Below are 25,620 nucleotides of genomic sequence, written 5' to 3'. Positions count from 1 at the left end.
AGACGCCGCCCACGCCGGGAACCAGCGGTAGAAAGTGGGACACCGGCCGATCGGAATCCCCACGTGACCGGTACATCCGGTGTGGAAGGAGTTCGTTGTGTCGATGGTGACCGTCGCGGTCGTTCTCGGTTTCCTCTGTTGTGCGCTGACCATCCGCATGGTCGGCATGCGGCAGGATCGGCGGCGCCCGCGCGCGGTGCGTGTGCGCACCTACCGGGGATCGGTCGCGACTCGCGCGATGATGGACGAGTGAAGCGCGGGCATCTGCGGATCTACCTCGGCGCCGCGCCGGGTGTCGGCAAGACCTACGCCATGCTCGGTGAGGCGCACCGCCGGCTGGAACGCGGCCGCGATGTGGTGGCCGCGGTCGTGGAGACCCATGGCCGCGCCAAGACCGCCGCCCTGTTGGCGGGCATCGAACGGATTCCGCCGAAGATCATCGAATACCGGGGCACCGCCAGGCCCGAACTCGACGTGGACGCGGTACTGCGACGTCACCCCGCCGTGGTGCTGGTCGACGAACTCGCCCACACCAATACGCCGGGCAGCGCGAACGAGAAACGCTGGCAGGACATCGCCGAACTGCTCGACGCGGGCATCGACGTGATCTCCACGGTCAATGTGCAGCATCTGGAAAGCCTCAACGATGTGGTCGAACAGATCACCGGCATCCAGCAGCGCGAAACCGTCCCCGACGCGGTGGTGCGCAGCGCCGAACAGATCGAACTGGTGGACATCACCCCGGAAGCGCTGCGGCGCAGGATGTCCCATGGCAACGTCTACGCCGCCGAGAAGGTCGATGCCGCGCTGCGCAACTACTTCCGGCCGGGCAACCTCACCGCGCTGCGCGAGCTGGCGCTGCTGTGGCTGGCCGACCAGGTCGATGCCGCGCTCGCCAAATATCGGGCCGATCACCGGATCACCGAACTGTGGGAGGCACGCGAACGGGTGGTCGTCGCGGTGACCGGCGGACCGGAATCGGAGACGATCGTGCGCCGCGCGAGCCGCATCGCCACCAAATCCAGTGCCGATCTGGTGGTGGTGCATGTGGTGCGCGGTGACGGACTGGCCGGTGTGTCCACCGCGCGGCTGTCGCGGCTGCGCGAACTCGCCGCCAGCCTGGACGCCTCCCTGCACACCGTGACCGGTGAGGACGTGCCAGCGGCACTGCTGGAATTCGCCCGCGAGGTGAACGCCACCCAGCTCGTGCTCGGCACTTCGCGGCGCTCACGCTGGGCGCGCATGTTCGACGAGGGCATCGGCTCGTCGGTGGTGCAGCAGTCCGGCAAGATCGACGTGCACATGGTCACCCACGAGGAAGCCAATCGGGGACTGCGCAAACATTGGCCGGTCCTGCGTCGACCGGTGTGGGCGTGGGTGGCGGCGATCGCGGTGCCGGTGCTGGTGTGTGCGATCGGCGCCGGGTTCCTCGACAGCGCGCTCGAACTGGGTGGGCTCAGCGCGATGTTCTTCGTCGCGGTGGTGCTGGTCTCGCTGCTCGGTGGTGTGCTGCCCGCCGCGATGTCGGCGCTGCTGTCGGGTGTGCTGCTGAACTGGTTCTTCGCCGAACCCCGCTACAGCCTCACCGTCGCCGAACCGGACAGTGTCATCACCATCGTGGTGCTGCTCATCGTCGCGGTGGCGATGGCCGCCCTGGTGGACCGGGCGGCGGCGCGAACCAGACAGGCGCGCAAGGCATCTCGGCAGGCGGAACTGTTGACGGTGTTCGCCGGTGCCGTGCTGTACGGTGCGGATCTGCCCAAACTGCTCGAACAGGTCAGGGAGACCTACGGTATGCGCGCGGTGGCACTGGTCGCGGGGGAGACGGTGCTGGCTGCCGTCGGCGCCGAACCGCCGCATCGTCCGGCCGAGGCCGACACCACGATCGAGGCCGGTGACACGGTGCACCGGCTGCTGCTGTCCGGTCGTCCGCTGGCCGCGGGTGATCGTCCGGTGCTCACCGCCGTCGCCAACCAGGCCGTCGGACTGGTGCGACAGGCACGGCTGGCCGAGGAAGCGGGCGCGGCGGCCGCGCTGCTCGAGGCGGACCGGCTGCGGCGGGCCCTGCTGTCGGCGGTCAGCCATGATCTGCGGACCCCGCTGGCCGGGGCGAAGGCGGCGGTGTCGAGTCTGCGCAGCGACGACGTCGAATTCTCGCCGGAAGACACCGCCGAACTGCTGGAGACGGTCGAGGAATCGGTGGACCAGCTCACCGCGCTGGTGGGTAATCTGCTGGATTCCTCACGGCTGGCCGTCGGGGTGGTGTCGCCGCAGCTGCGGCAGGTGTATCTGGACGAGGTGGTGCATCGCGCGCTGGTCGGCGTCGGGATGGGGGCCCGCGGTATGCGTCGCGCGGCGATGGACCGGGTGGAGGTCACCGTGGATGCGCTGTCGGTGCGCGCCGACGGCGGCCTGCTCGAACGCGTGCTCGCCAACCTCATCGACAACGCCCTGCGCCACTCCACGCCCGGTACCCCGGTCAGGATCACCGCCGAACGCGATGCGGACAAGGTCGCCATCGCGGTGGTCGATATCGGGCCCGGCATTCCGGCCGGTGCCGAGGAGCAGTTGTTCGAGCCGTTCCAACGACTCGGCGATCGCGACAACACCACCGGTGTCGGCCTCGGGCTGTCGGTCGTGCGCGGCTTCGTCGAAGCGATGGGCGGGACGGTGCACGCCGAGCCGACGCCGGGTGGAGGATTGACGATGCTGGTCGAGCTGCCCGCAGGCGATGGCCGCGACCACGGAACCGGGAAGGCGTGATGACCGAGAACAAACGCGACGCGCTCGCCACCAAGGTGCTGGTGGTCGATGACGAGCCGCAGATCGTGCGTGCGCTGCGCATCAATCTGTCGGTGCGCGGGTACGAGGTGTTCACCGCCGGGAACGGCGCCGCGGCGCTGCGGGTGGCGGCGGATCGGCATCCCGATGTGGTGATCCTCGATCTCGGGCTACCCGATATGGACGGCATCGACGTGCTGGCCGGGCTGCGCGGCTGGACCTCGGCGCCGGTGATCGTGCTGTCGGCGCGCACCGATTCGGCCGACAAGGTGGAGGCGCTGGATGCGGGCGCCGATGACTACGTCACCAAACCGTTCGGCATGGACGAGCTGCTGGCGCGGCTGCGTGCGGCCGTCCGCCGTGGCGCCACCGACGGCGATACCGGCGATCCGGTGGTGGTGACCTCGTCGTTCACCGTCGACCTCGCTGCCAAGCAGGTCACCAAGAACGGCGTGAACGTCCATCTCACCCCCACCGAATGGGGCATGCTCGAAATGCTGGTGCGCCACCGCGGCAAGCTCGTCGGACGTCGTGAGCTGCTGCGCGAGGTGTGGGGTCCGTCCTATGCCACCGAGACCCACTATCTGCGCGTCTACCTGGCCCAGTTGCGCCGCAAGCTCGAAGACGATCCGTCGCGACCGAAGCATCTGCTCACCGAAGCGGGCATGGGTTATCGGTTCCAGGAATGAGCGCGCGGCCCGCCGGTGTTGGCAGGCGTGAATCGCCTCCGAGACAGATGGCAGGATCGAGCCCATGGCTGAACACACCGCCGCACCCGTGACCGAGGCCGCCGCACCGGCGGGCGCCGCCTCCGCGAACACCGTTGCACCCGGATCCACGACGCTGTGGGTCGAGCGCACCGGAACCCGCCGCTACACCGGACGCAGCTCCCGCGGCGCCGAGGTACTGATCGGGTCGGAGAGCGTGCCCGGCGTGTTCACCCCCGGTGAGCTGCTCAAGATCGCACTGGCCGCCTGCTCCGGGCTCAGCTCGGACTTCCCGCTGTCCCGCCGCCTCGGCGACAACTACGACGCCACCATCCGGGTCTCCGGCGCCGCCGACCGCGAGAACGAGGTCTACCCGCGGCTCGACGAGGTCTTCGAACTCGATCTCAGCGAACTGGACCCGGAGGCCAGGCAGCGGCTGCTGGTCACGGTGCAGCGCGCCATCGACAAGGTGTGCACGGTCGGTCGCACATTGAAGGCGGGCACCGAGGTCACCCTGTCGTTCGACGTGGACACCGCCGACTGATGCCGCCGGGCCCGCAGGAGCCGGTCCGGCTCAGCGCCTGGGTACACGGCATGGTGCAGGGCGTCGGGTTCCGCTGGTGGACCCGCTCGCGCGCACTCGAACTCGGCCTCACCGGGCACGCGACCAATGCGCGCGACGGGCGCGTGCACGTCGTCGCGGAGGGCCCGCGCGCCGATTGCGACCGCCTACTCGAGCTGCTTCGCTCCGGTGACACGCCGGGTCGTGTCACCCTGGTGGTGGACAATTGGGAGCCCGCGCGCGGCGATCTGAGCGGATTCGAGGAGCGGTAGGTTGACCGACCGGGCGAGGCGGGGAGGCCAGACATGAGCGAGCGAAGCGAGCGACGAGTCGACACAGCCGAGCCTTCGTTGGTGACCACGAGCGCCGAGCAGGTGCGGTCATGAGCGAGCAGACGCCGACGGGTGATAACCGACCCGAGGACGGGTGGTCGGAGCCGAATCGACCGGATCGAGGCCAGCCGGAGTCGGACAGCCCGGCACCCAGCGGGGCCGGTGCGAGTGAGCAACCCTCGCCGTCCCTGTCGAAACCCGCGGGCCCGCCGTCGGCACCGCGTCCGGGAAGCATCCATCGCCAGGAACCCGGCCGCACCCAGCCGCGTCCGCCGACCGTGGCCGAAGCGCGGGCCAGGGACAAGGCGCGTCGCAAGGCCGAAGCCGAAGCGCAGGCCGCCATCGCTCGGGAGGAAGCCGGTCGGCGCACCCGCAAGCGGGTGATGATCGGCGGTGCGGCCGTGGTCGGTGTGGCGGCGTTGGTCGGCGGCGGATACCTCGCCTATCGGGCGGTGGCCGCGCCGGATCAGGTCACTGCCTACTGCACCGTCGTCGACGAGAACGGCAACGAGACCGTCGTGGAGGACGACCGTTGCAGCCGGGCCAGTTCGGCCGGGCACGCCGGGGTCGGTGGCATCTTCATCTACAACGGCATGCAGTACCGCTACTACTACGGTGGCAACAACACCGTCGGCAAGCCGCCCGTCGGCGGGACGACGGTCAAACCGAAGGGCGCCGAGATCACCACCAAGAGCGGCACGGTCATCCAGCGCGGCGGGCTCGGCAGCAAATCCGGTGGCGGTTCCTGATGCGGCGAGTCCGCGACACCCCGCGCCCCGGCTGGCAGCAGATCACCGAGGACCAGGGACTCGTCTACGGCGCGCCCGGCCGCGACGCGAGCGGCAATCCACGGCCGTACTGGGACGAATCGGTGCACTACGAATTCGAGATGGACGAGATCCTCGCTCTCGAAGCCGATGTCGAACTACTGCATTCGATGTGCCTGAACGCGGTGGAGCACGTCGTGCTCACCGAACGCTTCGGCGATTTCGGCCTGCCCGAATGGAGTTGGGGTCCGATCGCCGAATCCTGGCGTCGCGGTGACCCGTACGTGTACGGCCGGTTCGATCTGCGCTACGACGCGCGCCGCCCCGCCAAGCTGCTCGAGTACAACGCCGACACGCCCACCTCGCTGCTGGAGGCGGCGATCGTGCAGTGGCATTGGCTCACCGACCGTTATCCCGGTGGGGACCAGTGGAATTCGCTGCACGAGAAACTGGTCGAACGCTGGAGCGCCCTGCGACCGACACTGCACGGCAGCCATCTGCATTTCACCTGGTCCGGCGCCGACGCGACCGGTGAGGACAACGTCACCACCGCCTACATGCAGGAAACCGCCGCCGAGGCCGGATTCGACACCATCGCCCTGCCCATCGAGGAAGTCGGCTACGACACCGAACTGGACCGGTTCGTCGATCTGGCCGAGGCGCCGATCGAGGCGATTTTCAAGCTGTACCCGTGGGAATGGGTGCTCGATGACGAATTCGGTAAGCGGGTGGTCGACAGCCTGCCCGAAACCACGTGGATCGAACCGCTGTGGAAGACCCTGCTCAGCAACAAGGCGATCCTGGCCGTGCTGTGGGAGATGTATCCGGGGCATCCGAACCTGCTGCCCGCCTACCTCGACCAGCCCAATGAACTGACCGAATACATCCGCAAACCCAAACTGGGCCGCGAAGGCGCCAATATGACCATCGTCGGCGCCGGGCTGGAAACCGCCACCGGCGGGGTGTACGGCGAGGAAGGCTATGTCTACCAGCTGCTCGACCCGCTGCCCCGCTTCGACGACATGCGTCCGGTACTGGGCACCTGGCTCGTGGGCGACGAGGCGGCGGGCCTCGGTATCCGGGAGACCGCCGGTCTGATCACCGACGACGGCGCCGCCTTCGTACCGCATCGGATCATCACCGAATAGATTGCGTGGGCGAGCACCCCGCCGCGTTTCCCGTCCTCCGGAAGGATCACGATGACCGCTCTCGCCCTCGATTCGAACTACTGGAGTTCGCTGGGTGACGGCGTGGGAGCCATCCTGCTCTACGCCATCGTCGGTTTGGTGCTGATGGTGATCGGCTTCTACGGCATCGACCTCACCACGCCAGGGCGTTTGCGCACACTCGTGGTCGAGGGCAGGCCGAATGCCGTCGTGGTGACGGCCGCGGGCATGATCAGCATGGCTTTCATCGTGGTGCTCGCGATCTTCGCCTCGGCGGGCAAGCTGGTGGAGGGGTTGATCGCGGCGCTGGTGTTCGGGCTGGTCGGCATCGTCGCGCAGATCATCTCGGTGCGCGTGATCGAGAAGGCGATCGGGATCGATATCGGTGCGGTCCTGCATGCCGATCGGTTCGCCGTGGAGGCGCTGATCGTCGCGGCCGCGCACTTCGCGCTGGGCCTGGTCGTCGCTTTCGCCATTCTCTAGCACCCCGCCCTCTTGACATTCCACTGTGGAAGTCGCATTCTGGACCCATCTTATTCCACTGTGGAATGTGGCTCGCTCGTACGGGCCCTGTCGTTAGGAACAGCAATGGACATCTCGCCGGGCACCAGGGCTTCCGACGCCGAACGCGCGCAGACCGTGGAGCTGCTGAGCACACACCTCGCCGACGGACGCCTCGACCTGGCCGAATACGACCAGCGGGTCGCCCAGGTGTGGGCCACCACCACCCGCGACGATCTTGGCCTCGTCCTGTCGGATCTGCCGACGCTGCCCAAGGCGCCCAAGCCGCAGACCGCTGTGTCGCGAGGGCCGCGCATCCCCATCTGGCAGCGCATCGAGGCCGCGTCCTGGCTGTTCGTCAGCGTGCTGGTACTGGTCATCTGGGGTTCCATCTCGCTGGCCGCAGGTGAATTCACCTATCCGTGGCCGATCTGGGTGATCGGCCCCTGGGGTGCGGTGCTCGCCTTCCGGGCGATCACGGGCTTCGAATCCGGGCGGTTGTGCAGGTCGGCCTGACCCGATCGCGCGGGGCCTGTCCCGGATGCTCACGGTGTGCTGTGCGCACCGCACCTGTGCTCGGCGGCGGTGGTGAAATGCCGGAGATTCGGCGGCGGGTGATTAGCCTGGGGTGGGCCCTGCCCGGTCGCAGGCGGCTACCATGACTGGTCGCCGGAGTACGACCGGGCGGTGCCAGGCCCGTGCTCCCCACGGCAGTACACGGAAAGGTCGCCGGATTTGCATCTGAAGAGCTTGACGTTGAAGGGCTTCAAATCCTTCGCGTCCGCGACGACGCTGCGGTTCGAGCCGGGGATCACCTGTGTGGTCGGGCCGAACGGATCCGGTAAATCCAATGTCGTCGATGCGCTCACCTGGGTGATGGGCGAGCAGGGCGCCAAGGCGCTGCGCGGCGGCAAGATGCAGGACGTCATCTTCGCCGGCACTTCGGGCCGGGCCGCGCTCGGTCGCGCCGAGGTCACGCTCACCATCGACAATTCCGACGGCGCACTTCCCATCGACTACGCCGAGGTCTCCATCACCCGCCGGATGTTCCGTGACGGTGCCGGTGAATACGAGATCAACGGCAGCTCCTGCCGATTGATGGATGTGCAGGAACTGCTCAGCGACTCCGGTATCGGCCGGGAAATGCACGTCATTGTGGGGCAGGGGCAACTCTCGGCGATCCTGGAATCCCGGCCCGAAGACCGCCGCGCCTTCATCGAAGAGGCCGCTGGCGTGCTCAAACACCGCAAACGCAAGGAGAAGGCGGTCCGGAAGCTGGAGGCCATGCAGGCCAATCTGGCCCGGCTCACCGACCTCACCACCGAACTGCGCCGTCAGCTCAAACCGCTCGGCAAACAGGCCGAGGTGGCGCGGCGCGCGCAGACCGTGCAATCCGATCTGCGTGATGCCCGCCTGCGGCTGGCCGCCGACGATCTGGTGACCCGGCGCGGTGAGCTGGAGAGCCAGCAGAGCAAAGAGGCCTACGCCCGCGAACAGCAGATCACCGTGCAGTCCGAACTGGATGCCGCCAATGCCGCGCTCGCCCAGCAGGAATTCCAGCTCGGCAAGCTCACCCCCAGCGCCGATGCCGCGGCCCAGCTGTGGTTCCAGCTCTCGGCGCTGGCCGAACGCGTCAACGCGACCATCAGGATCGCCGGTGACCGCGCCCGTCATCTGGACACCAGCGCGCCGACGGGCACCGGCCGCGACCCCGATCAGCTCGAAGCCGAAGCAGACCGGGTGGAGGCCGAGGAAGCCGAACTGCGCGAAGCGGTGGAGATGGCCACCGAAACCCTGGAAGCCGCGCGCGACGCGCTGGCCGAACGCGAACATGCCGCCAAGGCGGCCGAGCAGGCGCATCTCGCCGCCGTGCGCGCCATCGCCGATCGCCGTGAGGGCCTGGCCCGGCTGTCCGGGCAGGTCGATACGTTGCGGACGCGGGCGCAATCGGTCGACGCCGAGATCTCGCGGCTGTCGGTGTCGATCGCCGAGGCCAGACAGCGCGGTGAGGCCGCCCAGGACGAATTCGATACGGTGCAGACCGAACTCGGTGATCTCGACGCCGGTGAGGCCGGACTCGACGCCCAGCACGAGCATGCCGTACAGGCCTTGAAATTGGCCGATCAGCGCGTCGACGAACTGCGCGAACAGGATCGCGACGCCGGAAAACGGGTGGCCTCGCTGACCGCGAGGATCGAAGCGCTCGGGATGAACCTCGCCCGCCGTGACGGTGCGGGCTGGCTCACCGAACATCACGGCGAAGACCTGGTCGGCCCGCTGTCGACGCTGATCCGGGTGCATCCGGGATTCGAGGCGGCCGTGGCGGCCGTCCTCGGACCGCTCGCCGACGCCGTCGCCGCCGGATCGGCGCGGACCGCATACGCGGCCGTGCAGGCGCTCAAGGCGGCCGATGGGGGCCGTGCGGCGCTGGTATTCGGTGGCGATGGTGAAGCTCCGGCCGATGGCACGCCCACCGACACCGATGGGGTCGCGACGCCCGGTAGCCGCACGCCCGTCCGCGGTGCGGCCTCCGAGACCGACGATCCACTGCCGGGGGACGCACGCTGGCTCGGCGGCGTGGTCGACTGCGCCGCTACCGTGCATTCGGCCGTCGCAGCGCTCACCGCCGACGTCGTCGTGGTCGACGGCCTCGCCGCGGCCGCCGAATTTCTTGCCGTCCGTCCGCAGCTGCGCGTGGTGACCAGGGACGGTGATCTCGCGGGCACCGGCTGGCTGCTCGGCGGCTCCGACCGTGCGCCGAGCCAATTGGAGATTCAGGCCGATATCGACACCGCCGAAGCCGAATTGGTCTCCGCCAAACGTCGCGCGGAGGGACTGGAAGCCGCGCTGGCCGGTGCCCTCGCCGAACAGGCCGACCGCAAGGACGCCGTCGACCACGCCCTGATGGCGCTGCACGAATCCGATCAGGCGCTGGTCGCGATCTACGAACGGCTCGGCAGGCTCGGTCAGACCGCCCGCGCCGCGCACGCCGATATCGACCGGCTCACCGTCCAGCGCAGCGAAGCCGAAGCCGGACGGGAACAGGCGCTCGCCTCGCTCGCCGAACTCGAGGACCGGCTGCGCCACGCCGAACTCGAACACTCCGACAACGATGACGACGGCATGGGCGCCGCGGGCACCGAAGCCGCGGGCCGGGCCCGTGAGGAGGCGGCCGCCGCGCTCGCCGAGGCCCGCTCGATGGAGGTCGAGTCACGCCTGGCTGTGCGCACGGCCGAGGAACGCGCCGAATCGGTCCGCGGTAAGGCGGATTCGCTGCGCCGCGCCGCTCGCACCGAACGCGAGACCCGCGCGCGGGCCGAACGCGCCCAGGCCGCCCGCACACAAGCCGCCGCGGTGGCCGCCGCCGTCGCCGAATCCGGGGCGAAGGTCGCCGCCGAACTCGAACGTGTGGTCGCCGAGGCCGCCGCCCGCCGCGACCAGCTGGTGCGCCGTCGTACCGAATGCGCCGCCCAGGTGGACCAGATCAAGGAGCGGGTGCGCGCGCTGACCGCCCAGCTGTCCCAGCTCACCGACGCCGTGCACCGCGACGAGGTGGCCAAGGCACAGGCGGCGTTGCGGATCGAGCAGCTGGAAGCCACGATCGCCGAACAGTTCGGTATCGCACTCGCCGATCTGATCGCCGAATACGGCCCCGATACTCCGTTGCCGCCCTCGGCGTTGGAATGGCAGGAGTACGAACAGGCCAGGGAGCGCGGCGAAGACGTCACCGCACCCACACCCATGCCCTTCGACCGCGCGACCCAGGAGCGGCGCGCCAAACGCGCGGAGAAGGATCTGGCCACCCTCGGCAAGGTGAATCCGCTGGCGCTGGAGGAGTTCGCCGCGCTCGAGGAGCGCTACAACTTCCTCGCCACTCAGCTCGAGGACGTCAAGAACGCGCGCAAGGACCTGCTGGATGTGGTCGCCGAGGTGGATGCCCGCATCCTCCAGGTCTTCACCGAGGCCTACGCCGATGTGGAGCGCGAATTCGTCGGCGTGTTCGCGAAACTGTTCCCCGGCGGTGAGGGCAGACTGCTGCTCACCGACCCCTCGGACATGCTCACCACCGGCATCGAGGTGGAAGCCCGTCCGCCCGGTAAGAAGGTCAAGCGGCTCTCACTGCTGTCCGGCGGGGAGAAGTCGCTGACGGCGGTCGCGCTGCTGGTGTCGATCTTCCGCGCCCGCCCCTCACCGTTCTATGTGATGGATGAGGTGGAGGCCGCCCTCGACGACACCAACCTGCGCCGCCTGATCGGGCTGTTCGAACAGCTGCGGGAGAAGAGCCAGCTGATCGTCATCACCCACCAGAAGCCGACCATGGAGATCGCCGACGCCCTCTACGGCGTCAGCATGCGCGGTGACGGCATCACCCAGGTGATCTCCCAACGGATGCGCGGGGAGAACCTGGCGACGGCGGGCGCAGCGTCCGGCTGAGGCGGGGGTGGTCGTCTGAGCAACGCCGAGGTCCTACGCCAACGGGCGGCGGCGGCCGGGCTGTCGCTGGAGGAACACGTCCGCGAGCAGTTGATCGCCTCGGCGCGCAGGCAGTACCGGGTCGAAGCGCTGGAAGACATCCGCAAGGCATTGGCCGCCAATCCGCTGCCCGGTGAGAACCCGGACAGGGTCGTGGAGGATCTGCGGCGCGAATTCGAGGACGGCTGAGCCCGCGGGCTCGAACCATCGGCGCACCGGCGGCCCGCTTCGGCCGGGTTGCCGGATCAGCCGCTCATCTCACCCGCTCGACCTCACAGCAGGTCGCTGACGTCGTCGGGGACATCGACGGCGTATTTGCGCAAGATGTCCATCGAGATCACTTCCAGGGCGTTCTCATGGGTGGCCGCGAGTATCACCGGCGCGGCGACACCGTCCTCGTGCGCGTGCAACCAGCGCACCGCGACCACACACCACCGGTCTCCGGGTTGCAGGCCGGGGAAATTGTTCTCCGGGCGCGGGGTGCTCAGGTCGTTGCCGATCGACGCCTGGTGTTCCAGAAACTCGGTCGTGACGACCGTGCACACGGTGTGGCTACCCAGATCCTCCGGACCGGTGCTACAGCAGCCGTCGCGGTAGAAGCCGGTCATCGGATCGGTGCCGCACTCTTCGAGCGGACCCCCAAGCACGTTTCGATCTGTCACAGTCGCCGATCCTATGGGCATGCCGTGAGAAGTTCCGCAGGACAAGAAATCTCGCGGGCTGTGTCCGGGCGTCTTTCCTGGTCCGGGCGGGTCGACGACCGGCGAGAATCGGTTCTGCAAGGATGGGCGGCGTGAGTTCCGAAGCCTGGATTCTGATCGCGGCGATCGCCGCCGTCCTGCTCGTCGCGCTCGTTGTCGGATTCGTCCGGTATCGGAGCGGGCGAGTATCGCTGACGGCGCCGACCGAAGACAAGGAGCTGACCGACAAGTCCGGTGGATACAAGGCGTCGGGCGGATTCAGTTTCAGCCAGGGCGGCACCGCGACCGCCACCCGGCCCGAACCCTTGCCCGCCGAGCGCACCGATACCGAGGGCCAGCCACATATCGGCGACGATGCCGCCATTCCGCGTGACGCCCCTCGACGCGGCATCACCGACGTCCCGCTGCCCGAACCCACCGATCTGGCCGAGGCGCCCGGCGGAGCCACCGACACCGTGGCCGCGGAGACCACGCCCACCGATACACCCGCGACCGGCACCGGAGCCGCGACTACGGCTCCTGCCGACGTGTCCACGGCCCCCGCCGACGCGACCACGGCCCCTGCCGACGAGACAGCGGTCCAGACCGAGGAGACCGCTGCTCCGACCGATGAGACAGCGGCCGCACCGGAAACCCGCGACACGGCCACCTCCGACACCGCCCCCACAGCCACCGCGACAGCCGACTCCGCCCCGCCGGTCGACTCCCTGCCCGAGGCCCCCGCCGTCCCCGATACCGTCGCCGAGGCCGAACCGACCCCCGCGCTCGAGGAGATCGAGCCCACCGAGGGTCGTCTGGTCCGGCTGCGTGGGCGCCTGTCGCGCTCGCAGAACGCCGTCGGCAAGAGCCTGCTCGGTCTGCTCGGCGGCGGCGACCTGGACGAGGACTCCTGGGAAGAGGTCGAAGACACCCTGGTCCTCGCCGATCTCGGCACCGCGAGCACCGCGGCGGTGGTCGAACGGCTGCGCGAGGAGATGGCCGCGCGCAGCGTCCGCACCACCGACCAGGCCCGCGTGGTACTGCGTGATGTCCTGGTGGAGGCCCTTCGCCCGGAACTCGACCGTTCCGTCCGGGCCCTGCCGCATGCCGATCATCCGTCGATTCTGCTGGTCGTGGGCGTGAACGGCACCGGAAAGACCACCACCACCGGCAAACTGGCCCGCGTGCTCGTCGCCGACGGCCGCCGCGTGCTGCTCGGCGCCGCCGACACCTTCCGCGCCGCCGCCGCCGATCAGCTCCAGACCTGGGGCGAACGGGTCGGCGCCGACACCGTGCGCGGTAAAGAGGGCGCCGATCCGGCCGCGGTCGCCTTCGACGCCGTCGCCGCCGGAATCGACCGCGGCGTCGACGCGGTGCTCATCGATACCGCCGGTCGCCTGCACACCAAGACCGGACTGATGGACGAACTCGGCAAGGTCAAGCGGGTCGTGGAGAAGAAGGCCGCGGTCGACGAGGTGCTGCTGGTGCTCGACTCGACCGTCGGTCAGAACGGGCTCATGCAGGCGCGGGTGTTCGCCGAGGTCGTCGACATCACCGGCGTCGTGCTCACCAAACTCGACGGCACCGCCAAGGGCGGCATCGTCTTCCAGGTGCAGCACGAACTCGGTGTCCCGGTGAAGCTCGTCGGTCTCGGCGAGGGCGCCGACGATCTGGCGCCGTTCGAACCCGGCGCGTTCGTGGACGCACTGCTCGGCTGAGCATCCGGTCCGGATCGAGCATCGGCTCGCTCGATCCGGACCGGATGTGCGGAAAACGGGGCCGCCCATGCTCCTGCGCGTGCGCGCGTCGTCGCTACTCCTCGAAACCACCTGTCAGCTGCGAGTTCGCTGCTCCGACACGCCGCTCACACCCGGCAGGAAACCTCCTGTGCACAGTCGGAAACGTGGTAGCAACACGGGAGTGCCATCCGTTCACCCAGGTGAAACACGGGGGCGCCATGGATGAAACACCGAATGAGCAACCTTCTGTGCAGGTCCAATCGCCGGAATCGGCGGGGCCCGAGATGAGGAGGACATTAAGGTGGCATTTCCCGTAATCGGCGCGCCGGACGCCGGTGACACCGCATGGATGCTGGCCAGTTCAGCACTCGTGCTGCTGATGACACCCGGACTCGCGTTCTTCTACGGCGGCATGGTCCGCAGCAAGAACGTGCTGAACATGATCATGATGAGCATCAGCGCCATGGGCCTGGTCGCCGTGCTGTGGGCGCTCTACGGCTTCTCGATCACCTTCGGTGACGACAAGGCCAACCTCATCGGTGATCCGGGTCAGTACTTCGGGCTCAGGCAGATCTTCGGTGGCGCCTACCTCGCCGACGCCGAGACCGGCGCAGCGGCCGGGGTCCCGCTGGCGGGCACCATCCCGCTGACGGTCTTCGTCGCCTTCCAGGCCATGTTCGCGATCATCACCGTCGCGCTCATCTCGGGTGCGGTCGCCGACCGCATGAAGTTCGGCGCCTGGCTGGTCTTCGCCGGTATCTGGGCGACCGTCGTCTACTTCCCCGTCGCGCATTGGGTCTTCGCCTTCGACGGCGTCACCGCCGAGGCGGGCGGCTGGATCGCCAACAACCTGAAGGCGATCGACTTCGCCGGTGGTACCGCGGTCCACATCAACGCCGGTGCCGCGGGCCTGGTGCTCGCGATCGTGCTCGGTAAGCGCAAGGGCTGGCCGAAGACCCCCTTCCGGCCGCACAACCTGCCCTTCGTCATGCTCGGCGCCGGTCTGCTGTGGTTCGGCTGGTTCGGCTTCAACGCCGGTTCCGCGGTGGGTGCCAATGGCATCGCCGGTGCCGCCTTCCTGACCACCACCGTCGCCACCGGCGCCGCGCTGCTGGCCTGGCTGGTGGTGGAGAAGATCCGTGACGGCAAGCCCACCTCTCTCGGTGCGGCCTCGGGCATCGTGGCCGGTCTGGTCGCCATCACCCCCGCCTGCCATTCGGTCAACGTCGTCGGCGCCCTCGCCATCGGTATCGCTTCCGGTGCGCTGTGTGCCCTCGCGGTGGGATTGAAGTTCCGCTTCGGCTTCGACGATTCGCTCGACGTGGTCGGTGTGCACCTGGTCGGCGGTCTGCTCGGCACGCTGATGGTCGGCCTCGTCGCCGCGCCGGAAGCGCCCGCGGCCGTGGAGGGCTTGTTCTACGGTGGTGGCATCGAGCAGTTGAAGTTGCAGGCCGTCGGTGCGTTCACGGTGCTGGCCTACTCGCTGGTCGCCACGGCCGTCATCGCCTACCTGATCAAGTTCACGATCGGCCTGCGCGCCGACGAAGAAGGCGAGTTCGTCGGCATGGACGAGTCCGAGCACGCGGAAACCGCATACGATTTCGCTGCTGTGGGTGGCACGGCACGTTCGGCCGTCAAGGAGGCATGACGACATGAAACTGATCACCGCAATCGTGAAACCGTTCACGTTGGAGGACGTGAAGACCGGTCTCGAGCAGGCGGGCGTGCTGGGCATGACCGTGAGCGAGGTGCAGGGCTACGGCCGCCAGAAGGGGCACACCGAGGTCTACCGCGGCGCCGAGTACTCGGTGGATTTCGTGCCGAAGGTGCGGGTGGAGGTCGTCGTCGACGACGCCTCGGTGGACAAGGTCGTCGAGGTGATCGTCGAGGCCTCGCGCACCGGCAAGATCGGCGACGGCAAGGTCTGGGTGACCCCGGTCGAGACGATCATCCGGGTCCGCACGGGCGAGCGCGGCACCGACGCGCTGTAGCGGGTTCTTCGAATCGAGCGGCGGCCCCGCTCCCGCCGGTTCTCCGGCCGGGGCGGGGTCGCACGCGTGAATGGGTGGTGGGCCAGTGGGTAGCAGTCGGCGAGAACACAGCGGTGGCGCGAAGGCGGGTGGGGACAAGGACGCGGTGGTGTCCAATGGTGCGGCCGATCTGGTGCAGGCCAGGCGGCGGTTGCTCGAGGGCGGGCGCCCGCGCAACCCGCGGCTCGACGCGCAATCGCTGCGGTCGGCCCTGGTCGATCTGTACGAACTGTGGCTCACCAGCAAGGGCACCGAACTCGGCATCACCGCCGACAGCGGGCTCGCCGTTGTCGCCGTCGGCGGTCTCGGCCGCAAGGAGATGCTGCCCTATTCGGATCTGGACCTGGTGCTGCTGCACGACGATGTCGACCCGGCGCGCGTCGCCGAAGTGGCCGATCAACTCTGGTATCCGCTCTGGGACGCCCACATCAAACTCGACCACAGCGTGCGCACCGTCCCACAGGCGTTGCGGGTCGCCAACGACGATCTGATCGCCGCGCTCGGCATGCTCGAGGCCAGACATATCGTCGGTGACGCCGAGCTGAGCAGTCTGCTCATCGGTGGCGTGCGTCGGGAATGGCGCACCGGCATCCGGTCGCGGTTCGACGATCTGATCGCCCAGGCCAGGGCCCGCTGGGAGCGCAGCGGCGAGATCGCCCACCGCGCCGAACCCGATCTGAAGAACGGCCGCGGCGGGCTGCGTGACATCCAGTTGCTCGACGCGCTCGCCATCGCCCAGCTGACCGACGCCATGCCCGGTCTCGGACCGGATGTGCCCGGCGGCGGGGTCCGGCACGCGCATCGCCGCCTGCTCGACGTGCGCACCGAACTGCATCGCGTGGCCGGGCGTTCGCGCGATCAGCTGATGGCGCAGGATGCCGATGAGATCGGTGCGGCGCTACGCATCGGTGACCGTTTCGATCTGGCCCGCATGCTCAGCGATTCCGCGCGTACGGTCAGCTACTCGGTGGACGTCGGGCTGCGCACCGCCGCCAATGCCCTGCCCCGGCGCGGTCTGGCCCGGCTGCGCCGTATGCCCGTGCGCCGCCCACTCGACGAGGGTGTGGTCGAGCACGCCGGTGAGGTGGTGCTCGCGCGGGACGCGCGACCGCAACGCGATCCCGGCCTGATCCTGCGGGTGGCCGCGGCCTCGGCGCAGACCGGTCTGCCGATGTCGGCGAACACGCTCAACCGGCTGTCCGAGGACGCGCCGGAGCTGCGGGAACCCTGGCCCAAGGACGCGCTCAACGATCTGCTGGTACTGCTCGGCGCGGGCCGCGGCACGATCGATGCGATCGAGGCGCTCGATCGCACCGGGCTGTGGGGCAGGCTGCTGCCGGAATGGGGTGCGGTCCGGGATCTGCCGCCGCGCGATGTGCTGCACACCTGGACCGTCGACCGGCATCTGATGGAAACGGTGGCCTATGCGAGTGCGTTGAGCACCAGGGTCGCCCGGCCGGATCTGCTCGCGCTCGGTGCGCTGCTGCACGATATCGGCAAGGGTCGGGCGGGCGACCACAGTGTGGTCGGCGCCGAGCTGGCCACCCATATCGGGCGCAGGCTCGGGCTGTGGCCCTCGGATGTGCGCACGCTCAGCGCGATCGTGCGCCACCATCTGCTGCTTCCCGAGACCGCGACCCGCCGCGACCTCGATGATCCGGCGACGGTGCGGCACGTGGTCGATGCCCTCGACGGTGACGCGCAGCTGCTCGAACTGCTGCACACCCTCGCCGAGGCGGACTCGCTGGCCACCGGCCCCGGCGTCTGGGGCGAATGGAAGGCCTCGCTGATCGGCGAGCTGGTTCGCCGCTGCCGGATGGTCATGGCCGGTGACGAGCTTCCCGAACCCGCGCCGATCGCGCCCGAACTGCTGGCCAAGGCGGCGGCGGGCGGTGTGCACGTGACGCTGGCGCCCGGCGAGGGCAAACACACCTACACCGTGACCGTCATCGCGCCCGATACGCCAGGTCTGCTCTCCGAGGCCGCCGGCGTGCTGGCCCTGCATTCGTTGCGGGTGCTGTCGGCGGCCCTCGGCGGTGCGGGGGAGTCGGCGATCAACACCTTCGTGGTCTCGCCGAAGTTCGGTGACCCGCCCGATCCCGGCCTGCTGCGGCAGGAACTGATCCGCGCCATCGCGGGCGATCTGGATCTGGCCGGTCGGCTGGCCGCCCGCGAACGTGACGCCGTCGGCGCGCAGCTGAGCCCGTACGCGAAGGCGCAGCCACGACTGATGTGGGCCGAGACGGCGACCGCGGGGCAGCTGATCCTGCAATTGCGGGCCGAGGACCGGATCGGCTTGCTGAGCAGGCTCGCCGCCGCGCTCGCCGCCTGCGGTGCCGAGGTGATCTGGGCGAAGGTGGTGACCATGGGTTCCGCGGTCGTCGACGCGTTCTGCGTGGACCTGGGCGCGGATTCGGGTCCGGGACGCCGAGCCGAGATCGAAGCGGCGATCATGGCGGTGGTACCGCGGCCCGCGCCGAAGAAGCCCGCCGATGAGGATGGTACGCACGAAGATTCCTGAGCCGCTGCGATATTCGTGTCTGATCGACCGAACAATGCTGTGACCTCGTCGTAATCCGAAAAGCAGTCCTTTGCACATGATTTGCTGGAAATCCCTACGACGCGATCATCGGCCCTTAGGATCGGTGCGTCGGGCTGTCGCATACGAGGGGAGCAGGTCGGTGGCAATCGAAGTCGTCGCCTCGTCGATCATGACCAGTGATGTGACCCCGCATGTCGCCCGCTGCGTCGGCGGGGATCTCTGGGTGGTGTCCTGGCTACCCGGCCGCACCCTGACCGGACGGCAGGCGGTCACCGCGATGACCATCGCGGCGTCGGTCGCCACGTCCGGGCTGCCGGTGGAAGGTGATTGGACCGCGCTGGACGGTCTGGCCCTCGAACTCGGCCTGACCGGTCGTGAGGCCGCGTTCATGGTGGCCAGGGAAAACCACGACTATCGGCGCACTCGCATCCCGCGCCGGCGCGCGGCGGAGTAACCTCGCGCACCCAGTGCACACCGGCTGCGTGCGCAGTCCGGTGATCCCATTACGCTGGGATGTAGTGACGTCACTCGAGATCAGGAGCGCGATCGGTGTTCGAATCCCTTTCCGACCGGCTTACCGGTGCCCTCAAGGACCTACGCGGTAAGGGACGTCTGTCGCCGGCTGACATCGACGCCACCTGCCGCGAGATCCGCCTCGCACTGCTGGAAGCCGATGTCGCGCTGCCGGTGGTGCGCGGTTTCATCGCCAAGATCAAGGAGCGCGCCAAGGGCGCCGAGGTCTCCGCGGCGCTGAACCCCGCCCAGCAGGTCGTCAAGATCGTCAACGAGGAGCTGGTCGCCATCCTCGGCGGCGAGACCCGCCGCATCACGCTGGCCAAGACTCCGCCGACGGTCATCATGCTCGCCGGTTTGCAGGGTGCCGGTAAGACCACCCTCGCGGGCAAGCTGGCCACCTGGCTCAAGGGGCAGGGGCATCAGCCGTTGCTGGTGGCCTGTGACCTGCAACGTCCGGGCGCCGTCACCCAGCTGCAAGTGGTCGGTGAGCGCGCGGGCGTCCCGGTCTTCGCGCCCCACCCCGGCACCTCGGTCGGTGGCGGCGATAATGCGCTCGGCGTCTCGGCCGCCGATCCGGTCGCCGTCGCCGAGGCCGGTGTGGCCGAGGCCAGGAAGAAGCAGTACGACGTGGTGATCGTCGACACCGCCGGTCGTCTCGGTATCGACGCCGAACTGATGGCCCAGGCCGCCGGTATCCGTGATGCCGTGCAGCCGGACGAGACGCTGTTCGTGCTCGACGCCATGATCGGCCAGGACGCCGTCACCACCGCCGAGGCATTCCGCGACGGCGTCGGTTTCACCGGCGTCGTGCTCACCAAGCTCGACGGTGACGCCCGCGGTGGCGCCGCGCTCAGCGTCCGCAATGTCACCGGCGCGCCGATCATGTTCGCCTCCACCGGTGAAAAGCTCGAGGACTTCGACGTCTTCCATCCGGACCGGATGGCCAGCCGCATCCTCGGCATGGGTGATGTGCTCACCCTCATCGAACAGGCCGAGCAGGTCTACGACCAGCAGCAGGCCGAGGAGGCCGCGCGCAAGATCGGCAGCGGTGAGCTGACCCTCGAGGACTTCCTCGACCAGATGCTCGCCATCCGCAAGATGGGCCCCATCGGCAACCTGCTCGGCATGCTGCCCGGCGCGGGCCAGATGAAGGACGTCCTCGCCCAGGTCGACGACAAGCAGCTCGACCGCGTGCAGGCCATCATCCGCGGTATGACCCCGGCCGAACGCGATAACCCCAAGATCATCAACGCCTCCCGCCGCCTGCGCATCGCCAACGGCTCGGGCGTGCAGGTCTCCGACGTCAACCAGCTCGTCGATCGCTTCTTCGAGGCCAAGAAGATGATGGCCGCGATGGGCCGCCAGATGGGCATGCCCGGCGCGAACCGCCGCAGCAACAAAAAGGGCAAGAAGGGGAAGAAGGGCGGCCGCGGCCCGACCCCGCCGAAGGTGCGTGGCGGTTTCCCGGGCGGTATGCCCGGTATGCCCGCGGGTATGCCCGACCTGTCCGGTATGCCCGCCGGTCTCGACCAGCTCCCCCCGGGACTCGAGGGCTTCGACCTGTCGAAGCTGAAGTTCCCGAACAAGTAGGCCGCGCCCAGCCGTAGCCACGAATGGGTGGCTCGGCCGGGATCGACAGAATACGGTGTCTGCCCCGAGGGTGATCCGCTGCGGCTACTCGCACCTGCGGCTACTCGCACCTGCGGGTATTGCCTGCGGTCGCGGTGCGTATCAACACAGCGTTCCGCACCGGGGTGATTCCCGACATCGTCATCGTCGACACCGATATCAACCAGACCAGCTTTGCACCCGAGAATGTGGTTCTGGCGGTAGAGATCTGGTCGCCCGGCAACACCAGGGAGGAGCGGGACACCAAGATCGCCGGTTACGCATCGGCGCGGGTTCCGTACCTGTGGGTGGTGGAAATGCCGGTGGGAAAGCCTGTCGTCTTCTCGGGGTATTCGATGGGGGAACACGGCTACCGACAGGTGGTTCGCGCCGCGGCCGGAGAGACCGTCAAGGCGCCGGGGCCGGTACCTGTCGTAGTGAACACCGCCGAGCTGACAACGTAGTGCCGCGGCTCGAATCCGGCCCGATCCCGTGTGCCTCGGGCATCGGTCCGGATTCGGTCGTCACCGGCTACGCGGATGCCTGCATATCGGCCACGATCGCGGCGACTCGGTCGCTGGCCTGGGTGGCCATGTTCGGGTGAGTGGTGACATAGAGGCGGTCGGCCTCTACAGCCGCGAGGATGATCTCGGCGGCCTGCGCGGCAGGCATCATCTCGGTCGCCATCCGAGAGATGATGCCGAGGCCGGGCGTGAGACGTTCCCACTGGTCAGGGGTGAGCGTGCCGAACCACCCTTCGGTGGGCTGTACGGGGACACCGTCGCCGAGTAATGATCCGACGCCGTCGGTGACGCCGCGCAGCATCTGGGTGTCGACCGGGCCGGGACACACCACGGTGGCGCCGATGCCGGGTGCAAGGACGGCCAGTTCGCCGTGCAGTGACTCGGTCAATGAGACGACCGCGTGCTTGCTGGCGGTGTAGGGCCCGTTGAACAGGCCCGTGGTCACCCCGGCCAGGGACGACGTGTTGATGATGTGTCCGCGACCCGCCTCGATCATATGCGGGACGAACGCGCGCATCCCGTTGATGACACCCTGGACGTTGACGGCCCAGACTCGTTGCAAGTCATCGGGTTCCACCGCCCAGATCGGCCCGCCTGCGCCCGTTCCGGCATTGTTGAACACCAGATCGACCCGGCCGAAGAGTCGCAGGGTGGTCTCGGCCAATCGCTGGACCTGTTGGGGGTCGGCGACATCGGTCGGGACCGCGGGAGTGTCGTGGCCGATCTCCTCGGCGGCCTTTGCGAGGCCATCGCCATCGATATCGGCCAGCACCACGCGGATCCCGCGGGCATGCAGGGTCTCGGCAATCGCCCGTCCGATGCCATCGGCGGCGCCGGTGACCACGGCGACCTGTCCGGTTTCCAGTTTCATTGCATTCCTTTCGGTGGGAGTTCTGGTGAATCAGGCGGCGGTCGCGCGGTCGAACAGCGTGACGAGTTCGGCGGCGAAGAGCTCGACGTCAGCGGCCTGATCCTCGGCGTATCCGATCGCGATGGTGTCGATGGCCGCGCGCAGCGCCACCGCCATGACGTGGGGGTCGAAGTCACGGAAGGCGCCTGCGGCCTGCCCCTCGCGCAGGGCCTGTTCGAGAGCGTCGAGCGGTGAGCCGACGGCCGCGGCGTCGACGAACTGGTCCCCGAGCGCCGCCCTGGCATTGCTGTTGAGCTCGATCAACGCACGCAGCACTGCCGTGCGGTCGCGCATGAACACCATGTTCGCGGTGATATAGGCGGCCAACCAGGACCGGTGATCGGTGGTGGCCATGATCCGCGGTCCGATGAATTCCACGGCGGCGTCCTTGGCTGCCACCAGCACATCGCGCATCAACTCGTCCTTGCCGCTGAAGTGATACGAGATCAATCGCGTGCTGCTGAGCCCCGCGTGCTCGGCGATCTTCGCGAACGAGGTCTTGGCATAGCCGACCTCGGCCAGCACCTGCATCGTCGCGGCCACGATCTGCCTGCGTCGCTCGGCGGCGGCGGGGGAGATGGCCGCTGATCCGTCTGTTACTTGCACAAGTAAATTGTTACTCGGATGAGTAATTCTTGGCAAGCTTTGCTGTTGTCTCGGCGGGGTAGTGAGCTGTCGGGCCGCGCCATCGACAGCTGGCGCGGCCGAGAGAGGGGCGCCTGAGCCGCTGGACCGATTTCAGGCGCAGCCCAGGCGTCTGGCACAATGGTCGATCGTCCGTATGGACAGTGTCAGCCCGTCTCCGGTCACGTACCGCGCGGCGGTCACACACTTCAACCGCAAAACCGGGCTCGCAGACCATGTGGGTCGCCGAATTGCGCCGTGACCAACCTCGAAAGGTAGATCAGCAATGGCTGTTCGCATCAAGCTCACCCGCTTGGGCAAGATTCGTAACCCGCAGTACCGCGTCGTCGTCGCCGACGCGCGCACCCGCCGTGACGGCCGGGCCATCGAGTCCATCGGCAAGTACCACCCGAAGGAAGAGCCCTCGCTGATCGAGATCGATTCCGAGCGCGTGCAGTACTGGCTGGGTGTCGGCGCGCAGCCGACCGAGCCGGTGCAGCGTCTGCTGGAGATCACCGGTGACTGGCAGAAGTTCAAGGGCCTGCCGGGCGCCGAGGGCACCCTGAAGGTCAAGGAAGCCAAGACCTCCAAGCTCGACCTGTTCAACGCCGCGCTCGCCGCCGCCGACAACGAGCCGGTCGCCGAGGCCGTCACCCCCAAGAAGAAGGCCGCCAAGAAGGACGAGGCCGCTGAGGGCGCCGAGTCGGCCGAGGCCGCCGAGTAATGAGTGCTGTCGTCGCCGATGCCGTCGAACATCTGGTTCGCGGCATCGTCGCCAACCCCGATGACGTGCGCGTCGAGCTGATCACCGGCCGCCGCGGGCGGACGGTCGAGGTGCACGTCCATCCCGATGATCTGGGCAAGGTGATCGGGCGCGGTGGACGTACCGCGACCGCGCTGCGCACCCTCGTTGCCGGTATCGGCGGCCGGGGTATCCGGGTCGACGTGGTGGACACCGACGCGTAATGGAACTCGTCGTAGGTCGTGTCGCCAAGTCGCACGGCGTGCGCGGAGAATTGGTCGTCGACGTACGCACCGATGAGCCGGAGGCGCGTTTCGCGCCCGGTACCACCCTGCGTGGACGGTTGGCGCGGTCGACGGAAGTCCGTGCCTTCACCGTGGAGTCGGCCCGGGAGCACTCGGGCCGACTCCTCGTGCAGGTGGCCGGAGTCTCCGACCGCACCGCCGCCGATGAACTGCGCGGCATGCTGTTCCTGGTGGACAGTGCGGATCTCGGGCCATCGCAGGATCCGGACGAGTTCTACGATCACGAACTCGAAGGCCTACGGGTCGAACTCGCCGACGGCACCGCGGTCGGCACCGTGATCGAGGTATTGCATTCCGCCGCAGGAGAATTGCTGTCGGTGCGCGCCGCCGACGACGACGGACGTGAGATCCTGATCCCGTTCGTCATGGCCATCGTGCCGACGGTGTCGGTGGCCGATGGGCTGATCGTGATCGATCCGCCCGAGGGTCTGCTGGATCCCGAATGAGGCGGTCGGCGTCATGAAGATCGACGTGGTCACCATTTTCCCGGAGTATCTCGAGCCGCTGCGCACGGCCTTGCTCGGCAAGGCCATTGATAAGGGCCTGATCTCCGTCGAGGTCCACGACCTGCGCCGCTGGACCCATGACGTGCACAAATCCGTCGATGATTCCCCCTACGGTGGCGGCCCGGGCATGGTCATGAAACCCACCGTCTGGGGCGATGCCCTCGATGAGGTCTGCCCGGATGACGCCCTCCTCGTGGTCCCCACCCCGGCCGGGGTTCGATTCACCCAGCGGACGGCCGAACGCTGGGCCACCGAACAACACGTGGTGTTCGCCTGTGGCCGCTACGAAGGCATCGACCAGCGTGTCTTCGACGACGCCGCCCGCCGGGTCCGGGTCGAAGAGGTCAGCATCGGCGACTATGTGCTGATCGGCGGCGAGGCCGCGGTGCTGGTCATGACCGAGGCCGTGGTGCGTTTGATCCCCGGTGTGCTCGGCAATCAGCTGTCGCACCAAGAGGATTCGTTCTCGGTCGAAGCGCAGGGGCCAGAAGGTCTCGGACTGCTCGAAGGTCCGAGCTACACCCGGCCGGTGAGCTGGCGTGGGCTCGATGTGCCGCCGATCCTGCTGTCCGGCGATCACGCCAAGGTGGCGGCGTGGCGGCGGGAACAGTCGTTGTCGCGGACCCGTGAGCGTCGTCCGGATCTGTTGTCCGACAACGAATGAGCGGGCTGCTCAAGCCTGCGTGGCGATGCGCCGATCCATCACCGACAATGCGAACTCGGCCCAGCGAATGTTCTCCTGCTCGAAGGAGATTCCGCGCAGCAGCGTGAGATAGGGCCCGATCCGTTCCGCCTCGGCCAGGTACGCCTGTTCGCTGCGACCGTCCAACAGCCGGGAACGCAGGCGCTCGTAGCGGGCCAGCTTCGTCTTGGACCACTCCAGTGTGTCGGCCACCGCCGCGCGCACGACGGATATGTCGTCGGCGTCCATGCCCTGCACCTTCACCATCATCTCGTCCCGGATGGCGGTGGGTTTGGCCGCAGTGGCAATGAACTCGTGCAGTGCCGCCCGCCCGGCGGGGGTGATGGTGTGCAACCGCTTGTTGGGGCGGCGCTCCTGCTGCACGATGCGGGTCTCCACGAGGCCATCGGCCGCCATCCGCTCCAACTCCTTGTACAGCTGCTGGGGCGTGGCCATCCAGAAATTGGCCACCGAGGCGTCGAAACCCTTGGCCAGGTCATAACCGGACGCGTGCGGTCATCGGTGTCCTCGAGGACTTCCGCTACGTCCGCGAGATCGCCGATCCGAACGGTCGCGATCATGCCCTCGTATTCGAGGCCACCGTCGACGGGAAGCAGTTGACCGGCTGCGACTTCCTGCACCTCGGCGACGATGGCAAGATCGACGATCTCATGGTCATGGTCCGCCCGCTCTCGGCCGCCCAAGCGCTGTCCGTCCGCATGGGCGAGCAGTTCGAGCGCATCTCGGCCGAGGCCGCCGCACAGCTCGAGCGAGAGGCGAACCGGGCGTGAGAGACGACGCCCTTCGCGTTCCGGTGCCTCGTGCGGCCCACCCGGGACCTGCACTGAGCCAACCCTCGTCGTCCGCGGCAAACTCGCCGGTCAGGTCCGCGCCGAATAGCTGGACGCCGCCCTGGCGCTACG

Annotated in this window: 26 protein-coding genes and 1 pseudogene; 23 read left to right on the top strand and 4 right to left on the bottom strand. The window is 68.3% G+C overall.

Annotated elements, in window-relative coordinates; translation table 11 throughout:
- The first annotated feature begins 97 nt into the window (after window positions 1-97).
- The 11 genes from QH168_RS15915 to QH168_RS15865 all read left to right on the top strand — a co-directional run bounded on the left by QH168_RS15915 (window position 98) and on the right by QH168_RS15865 (window position 11,478).
- Window positions 98-253 (top strand): hypothetical protein, encoded by a 156-nt coding sequence (locus tag QH168_RS15915; protein ID WP_280235431.1) that lies wholly within the window; start codon window positions 98-100, stop codon window positions 251-253.
- Window positions 250-2,763, top strand: coding sequence for a sensor histidine kinase KdpD (locus tag QH168_RS15910; protein WP_280235430.1), 2,514 nt, complete (start codon window positions 250-252; stop codon window positions 2,761-2,763). The genes QH168_RS15915 and QH168_RS15910 overlap by 4 nt, the downstream gene beginning before the upstream one ends.
- Complete coding sequence (locus tag QH168_RS15905; protein WP_280235429.1) at window positions 2,763-3,470, top strand: response regulator; 708 nt, start codon at window positions 2,763-2,765, stop codon at window positions 3,468-3,470. The genes QH168_RS15910 and QH168_RS15905 overlap by 1 nt, the downstream gene beginning before the upstream one ends.
- 64 nt (window positions 3,471-3,534) lie before the next feature.
- Window positions 3,535-4,032 carry an OsmC family protein gene (locus tag QH168_RS15900; protein ID WP_280235428.1) on the top strand — a complete coding sequence of 166 codons (498 nt, stop codon included), beginning with the start codon at window positions 3,535-3,537 and terminating at the stop codon, window positions 4,030-4,032.
- Window positions 4,032-4,322 carry an acylphosphatase gene (locus QH168_RS15895; RefSeq protein WP_280235427.1) on the top strand — a complete coding sequence of 97 codons (291 nt, stop codon included), beginning with the start codon at window positions 4,032-4,034 and terminating at the stop codon, window positions 4,320-4,322. Before QH168_RS15900 ends, QH168_RS15895 begins: the two co-directional genes overlap by 1 nt.
- 110 nt (window positions 4,323-4,432) lie before the next feature.
- The gene (locus QH168_RS15890) at window positions 4,433-5,131 is read left to right on the top strand and encodes a hypothetical protein (RefSeq protein WP_280235426.1); all 699 of its coding nucleotides are present in this window, start codon (window positions 4,433-4,435) and stop codon (window positions 5,129-5,131) included.
- On the top strand, window positions 5,131-6,297 hold the full coding sequence (locus QH168_RS15885; protein WP_280235425.1) for a glutathionylspermidine synthase family protein: 1,167 nt from the start codon (window positions 5,131-5,133) through the stop codon (window positions 6,295-6,297). Before QH168_RS15890 ends, QH168_RS15885 begins: the two co-directional genes overlap by 1 nt.
- Window positions 6,298-6,348: 51 nt before the next feature.
- On the top strand, window positions 6,349-6,798 hold the full coding sequence (locus QH168_RS15880; RefSeq protein ID WP_280235424.1) for a DUF350 domain-containing protein: 450 nt from the start codon (window positions 6,349-6,351) through the stop codon (window positions 6,796-6,798).
- Window positions 6,799-6,903: 105 nt separating this feature from the next.
- Window positions 6,904-7,332: a DUF1707 SHOCT-like domain-containing protein gene (locus tag QH168_RS15875; protein ID WP_280235423.1), complete on the top strand. Its 429-nt coding sequence runs from the start codon at window positions 6,904-6,906 to the stop codon at window positions 7,330-7,332.
- Window positions 7,333-7,551: 219 nt separating this feature from the next.
- Window positions 7,552-11,250 carry a chromosome segregation protein SMC gene (gene smc, locus QH168_RS15870; protein ID WP_280235422.1) on the top strand — a complete coding sequence of 1,233 codons (3,699 nt, stop codon included), beginning with the start codon at window positions 7,552-7,554 and terminating at the stop codon, window positions 11,248-11,250.
- A 90-nt stretch (window positions 11,251-11,340) separates the two neighbouring features.
- Window positions 11,341-11,478, top strand: a complete 138-nt coding sequence (locus QH168_RS15865) for a hypothetical protein (protein ID WP_280235421.1) — start codon at window positions 11,341-11,343, stop codon at window positions 11,476-11,478.
- Between the two features lie 83 nt (window positions 11,479-11,561).
- Here QH168_RS15865 and QH168_RS15860 read toward each other — a convergent pair whose 3' ends face one another.
- Window positions 11,562-11,951 carry a DUF2237 family protein gene (locus tag QH168_RS15860; protein WP_280235420.1) on the bottom strand — a complete coding sequence of 130 codons (390 nt, stop codon included), beginning with the start codon at window positions 11,949-11,951 and terminating at the stop codon, window positions 11,562-11,564.
- 131 nt (window positions 11,952-12,082) lie between these two features.
- Between QH168_RS15860 and ftsY the strand changes: the two genes are divergently transcribed.
- From ftsY to QH168_RS15825, 7 genes are all read left to right on the top strand, one after another.
- A complete protein-coding gene (ftsY, locus tag QH168_RS15855; RefSeq protein WP_280235419.1) occupies window positions 12,083-13,687 on the top strand; it encodes a signal recognition particle-docking protein FtsY in 1,605 nt (534 codons plus the stop codon).
- Window positions 13,688-14,009: 322 nt separating this feature from the next.
- The gene (locus QH168_RS15850) at window positions 14,010-15,356 is read left to right on the top strand and encodes an ammonium transporter (protein WP_280235418.1); all 1,347 of its coding nucleotides are present in this window, start codon (window positions 14,010-14,012) and stop codon (window positions 15,354-15,356) included.
- Between the two features lie 4 nt (window positions 15,357-15,360).
- A complete protein-coding gene (locus tag QH168_RS15845) occupies window positions 15,361-15,699 on the top strand; it encodes a P-II family nitrogen regulator (protein WP_014352094.1) in 339 nt (112 codons plus the stop codon).
- A 70-nt stretch (window positions 15,700-15,769) separates the two neighbouring features.
- The gene (locus QH168_RS15840) at window positions 15,770-18,259 is read left to right on the top strand and encodes a [protein-PII] uridylyltransferase (RefSeq protein WP_432421105.1); all 2,490 of its coding nucleotides are present in this window, start codon (window positions 15,770-15,772) and stop codon (window positions 18,257-18,259) included.
- A gap of 160 nt (window positions 18,260-18,419) precedes the next feature.
- The gene (locus QH168_RS15835) at window positions 18,420-18,734 is read left to right on the top strand and encodes a hypothetical protein (protein ID WP_280235416.1); all 315 of its coding nucleotides are present in this window, start codon (window positions 18,420-18,422) and stop codon (window positions 18,732-18,734) included.
- A gap of 95 nt (window positions 18,735-18,829) precedes the next feature.
- A complete protein-coding gene (gene ffh / locus QH168_RS15830) occupies window positions 18,830-20,386 on the top strand; it encodes a signal recognition particle protein (protein ID WP_280235415.1) in 1,557 nt (518 codons plus the stop codon).
- Between the two features lie 134 nt (window positions 20,387-20,520).
- Complete coding sequence (locus QH168_RS15825; protein WP_280235414.1) at window positions 20,521-20,868, top strand: Uma2 family endonuclease; 348 nt, start codon at window positions 20,521-20,523, stop codon at window positions 20,866-20,868.
- A gap of 67 nt (window positions 20,869-20,935) precedes the next feature.
- Here QH168_RS15825 and QH168_RS15820 read toward each other — a convergent pair whose 3' ends face one another.
- Together QH168_RS15820 and QH168_RS15815 are read right to left on the bottom strand one after the other, a co-directional pair.
- Window positions 20,936-21,799, bottom strand: a complete 864-nt coding sequence (locus tag QH168_RS15820) for an SDR family oxidoreductase (RefSeq protein WP_280235413.1) — start codon at window positions 21,797-21,799, stop codon at window positions 20,936-20,938.
- Window positions 21,800-21,829: 30 nt separating this feature from the next.
- Complete coding sequence (locus QH168_RS15815) at window positions 21,830-22,444, bottom strand: TetR/AcrR family transcriptional regulator (RefSeq protein WP_280235412.1); 615 nt, start codon at window positions 22,442-22,444, stop codon at window positions 21,830-21,832.
- Between the two features lie 304 nt (window positions 22,445-22,748).
- Between QH168_RS15815 and rpsP the strand changes: the two genes are divergently transcribed.
- The 4 genes from rpsP to trmD are packed head-to-tail and all read left to right on the top strand — an operon-like array spanning window position 22,749 to window position 24,679.
- Window positions 22,749-23,186 carry a 30S ribosomal protein S16 gene (rpsP, locus tag QH168_RS15810; RefSeq protein WP_280235411.1) on the top strand — a complete coding sequence of 146 codons (438 nt, stop codon included), beginning with the start codon at window positions 22,749-22,751 and terminating at the stop codon, window positions 23,184-23,186.
- Window positions 23,186-23,428 carry an RNA-binding protein gene (locus QH168_RS15805; protein WP_014352088.1) on the top strand — a complete coding sequence of 81 codons (243 nt, stop codon included), beginning with the start codon at window positions 23,186-23,188 and terminating at the stop codon, window positions 23,426-23,428. Before rpsP ends, QH168_RS15805 begins: the two co-directional genes overlap by 1 nt.
- A complete protein-coding gene (gene rimM / locus QH168_RS15800) occupies window positions 23,428-23,955 on the top strand; it encodes a ribosome maturation factor RimM (protein ID WP_280235410.1) in 528 nt (175 codons plus the stop codon). Before QH168_RS15805 ends, rimM begins: the two co-directional genes overlap by 1 nt.
- 13 nt (window positions 23,956-23,968) lie before the next feature.
- Complete coding sequence (trmD, locus tag QH168_RS15795; protein ID WP_280235409.1) at window positions 23,969-24,679, top strand: tRNA (guanosine(37)-N1)-methyltransferase TrmD; 711 nt, start codon at window positions 23,969-23,971, stop codon at window positions 24,677-24,679.
- Between the two features lie 9 nt (window positions 24,680-24,688).
- Here the strand turns inward: trmD and QH168_RS15790 are convergent, their stop codons facing one another.
- Entirely contained in the window at window positions 24,689-25,192 is a 504-nt protein-coding gene (locus QH168_RS15790; RefSeq protein ID WP_280235512.1) for a PadR family transcriptional regulator, read from the bottom strand.
- Between QH168_RS15790 and QH168_RS15785 the strand changes: the two are divergent.
- Window positions 25,183-25,488, top strand: a pseudogene (locus tag QH168_RS15785) (nuclear transport factor 2 family protein); the annotation flags it as partial. The gene QH168_RS15790 and the pseudogene QH168_RS15785 sit on opposite strands and share 10 nt — an antisense overlap.
- Between the last annotated feature and the right edge of the window lie 132 nt (window positions 25,489-25,620).

The organism is Nocardia cyriacigeorgica, from assembly GCF_029868385.1.
Lineage (GTDB): Bacteria > Actinomycetota > Actinomycetes > Mycobacteriales > Mycobacteriaceae > Nocardia > Nocardia cyriacigeorgica_F.
The sequence above is the reverse complement of the archived record's forward strand: the minus strand, read 5'-3'. Positions and strand labels throughout refer to the sequence as shown.

Bases quoted from the DNA above. Each gene is read 5' to 3' on its own strand.
- QH168_RS15905 (WP_280235429.1), top strand. From the start codon at position 2,763: ATGACCGAGAACAAACGCGACGCGCTCGCCACCAAGGTGCTGGTGGTC.
- QH168_RS15900 (WP_280235428.1), top strand. From the start codon at position 3,535: ATGGCTGAACACACCGCCGCACCCGTGACCGAGGCCGCCGCACCGGCG.
- QH168_RS15895 (WP_280235427.1), top strand. From the start codon at position 4,032: ATGCCGCCGGGCCCGCAGGAGCCGGTCCGGCTCAGCGCCTGGGTACAC.
- QH168_RS15890 (WP_280235426.1), top strand. From the start codon at position 4,433: ATGAGCGAGCAGACGCCGACGGGTGATAACCGACCCGAGGACGGGTGG.
- QH168_RS15885 (WP_280235425.1), top strand. From the start codon at position 5,131: ATGCGGCGAGTCCGCGACACCCCGCGCCCCGGCTGGCAGCAGATCACC.
- QH168_RS15880 (WP_280235424.1), top strand. From the start codon at position 6,349: ATGACCGCTCTCGCCCTCGATTCGAACTACTGGAGTTCGCTGGGTGAC.
- QH168_RS15875 (WP_280235423.1), top strand. From the start codon at position 6,904: ATGGACATCTCGCCGGGCACCAGGGCTTCCGACGCCGAACGCGCGCAG.
- QH168_RS15845 (WP_014352094.1), top strand. From the start codon at position 15,361: ATGAAACTGATCACCGCAATCGTGAAACCGTTCACGTTGGAGGACGTG.
- QH168_RS15840 (WP_432421105.1), top strand. From the start codon at position 15,770: ATGGGTGGTGGGCCAGTGGGTAGCAGTCGGCGAGAACACAGCGGTGGC.
- QH168_RS15820 (WP_280235413.1), bottom strand. From the start codon at position 21,799: ATGAAACTGGAAACCGGACAGGTCGCCGTGGTCACCGGCGCCGCCGAT.
- rpsP (WP_280235411.1), top strand. From the start codon at position 22,749: ATGGCTGTTCGCATCAAGCTCACCCGCTTGGGCAAGATTCGTAACCCG.
- QH168_RS15805 (WP_014352088.1), top strand. From the start codon at position 23,186: ATGAGTGCTGTCGTCGCCGATGCCGTCGAACATCTGGTTCGCGGCATC.
- rimM (WP_280235410.1), top strand. From the start codon at position 23,428: ATGGAACTCGTCGTAGGTCGTGTCGCCAAGTCGCACGGCGTGCGCGGA.
- trmD (WP_280235409.1), top strand. From the start codon at position 23,969: ATGAAGATCGACGTGGTCACCATTTTCCCGGAGTATCTCGAGCCGCTG.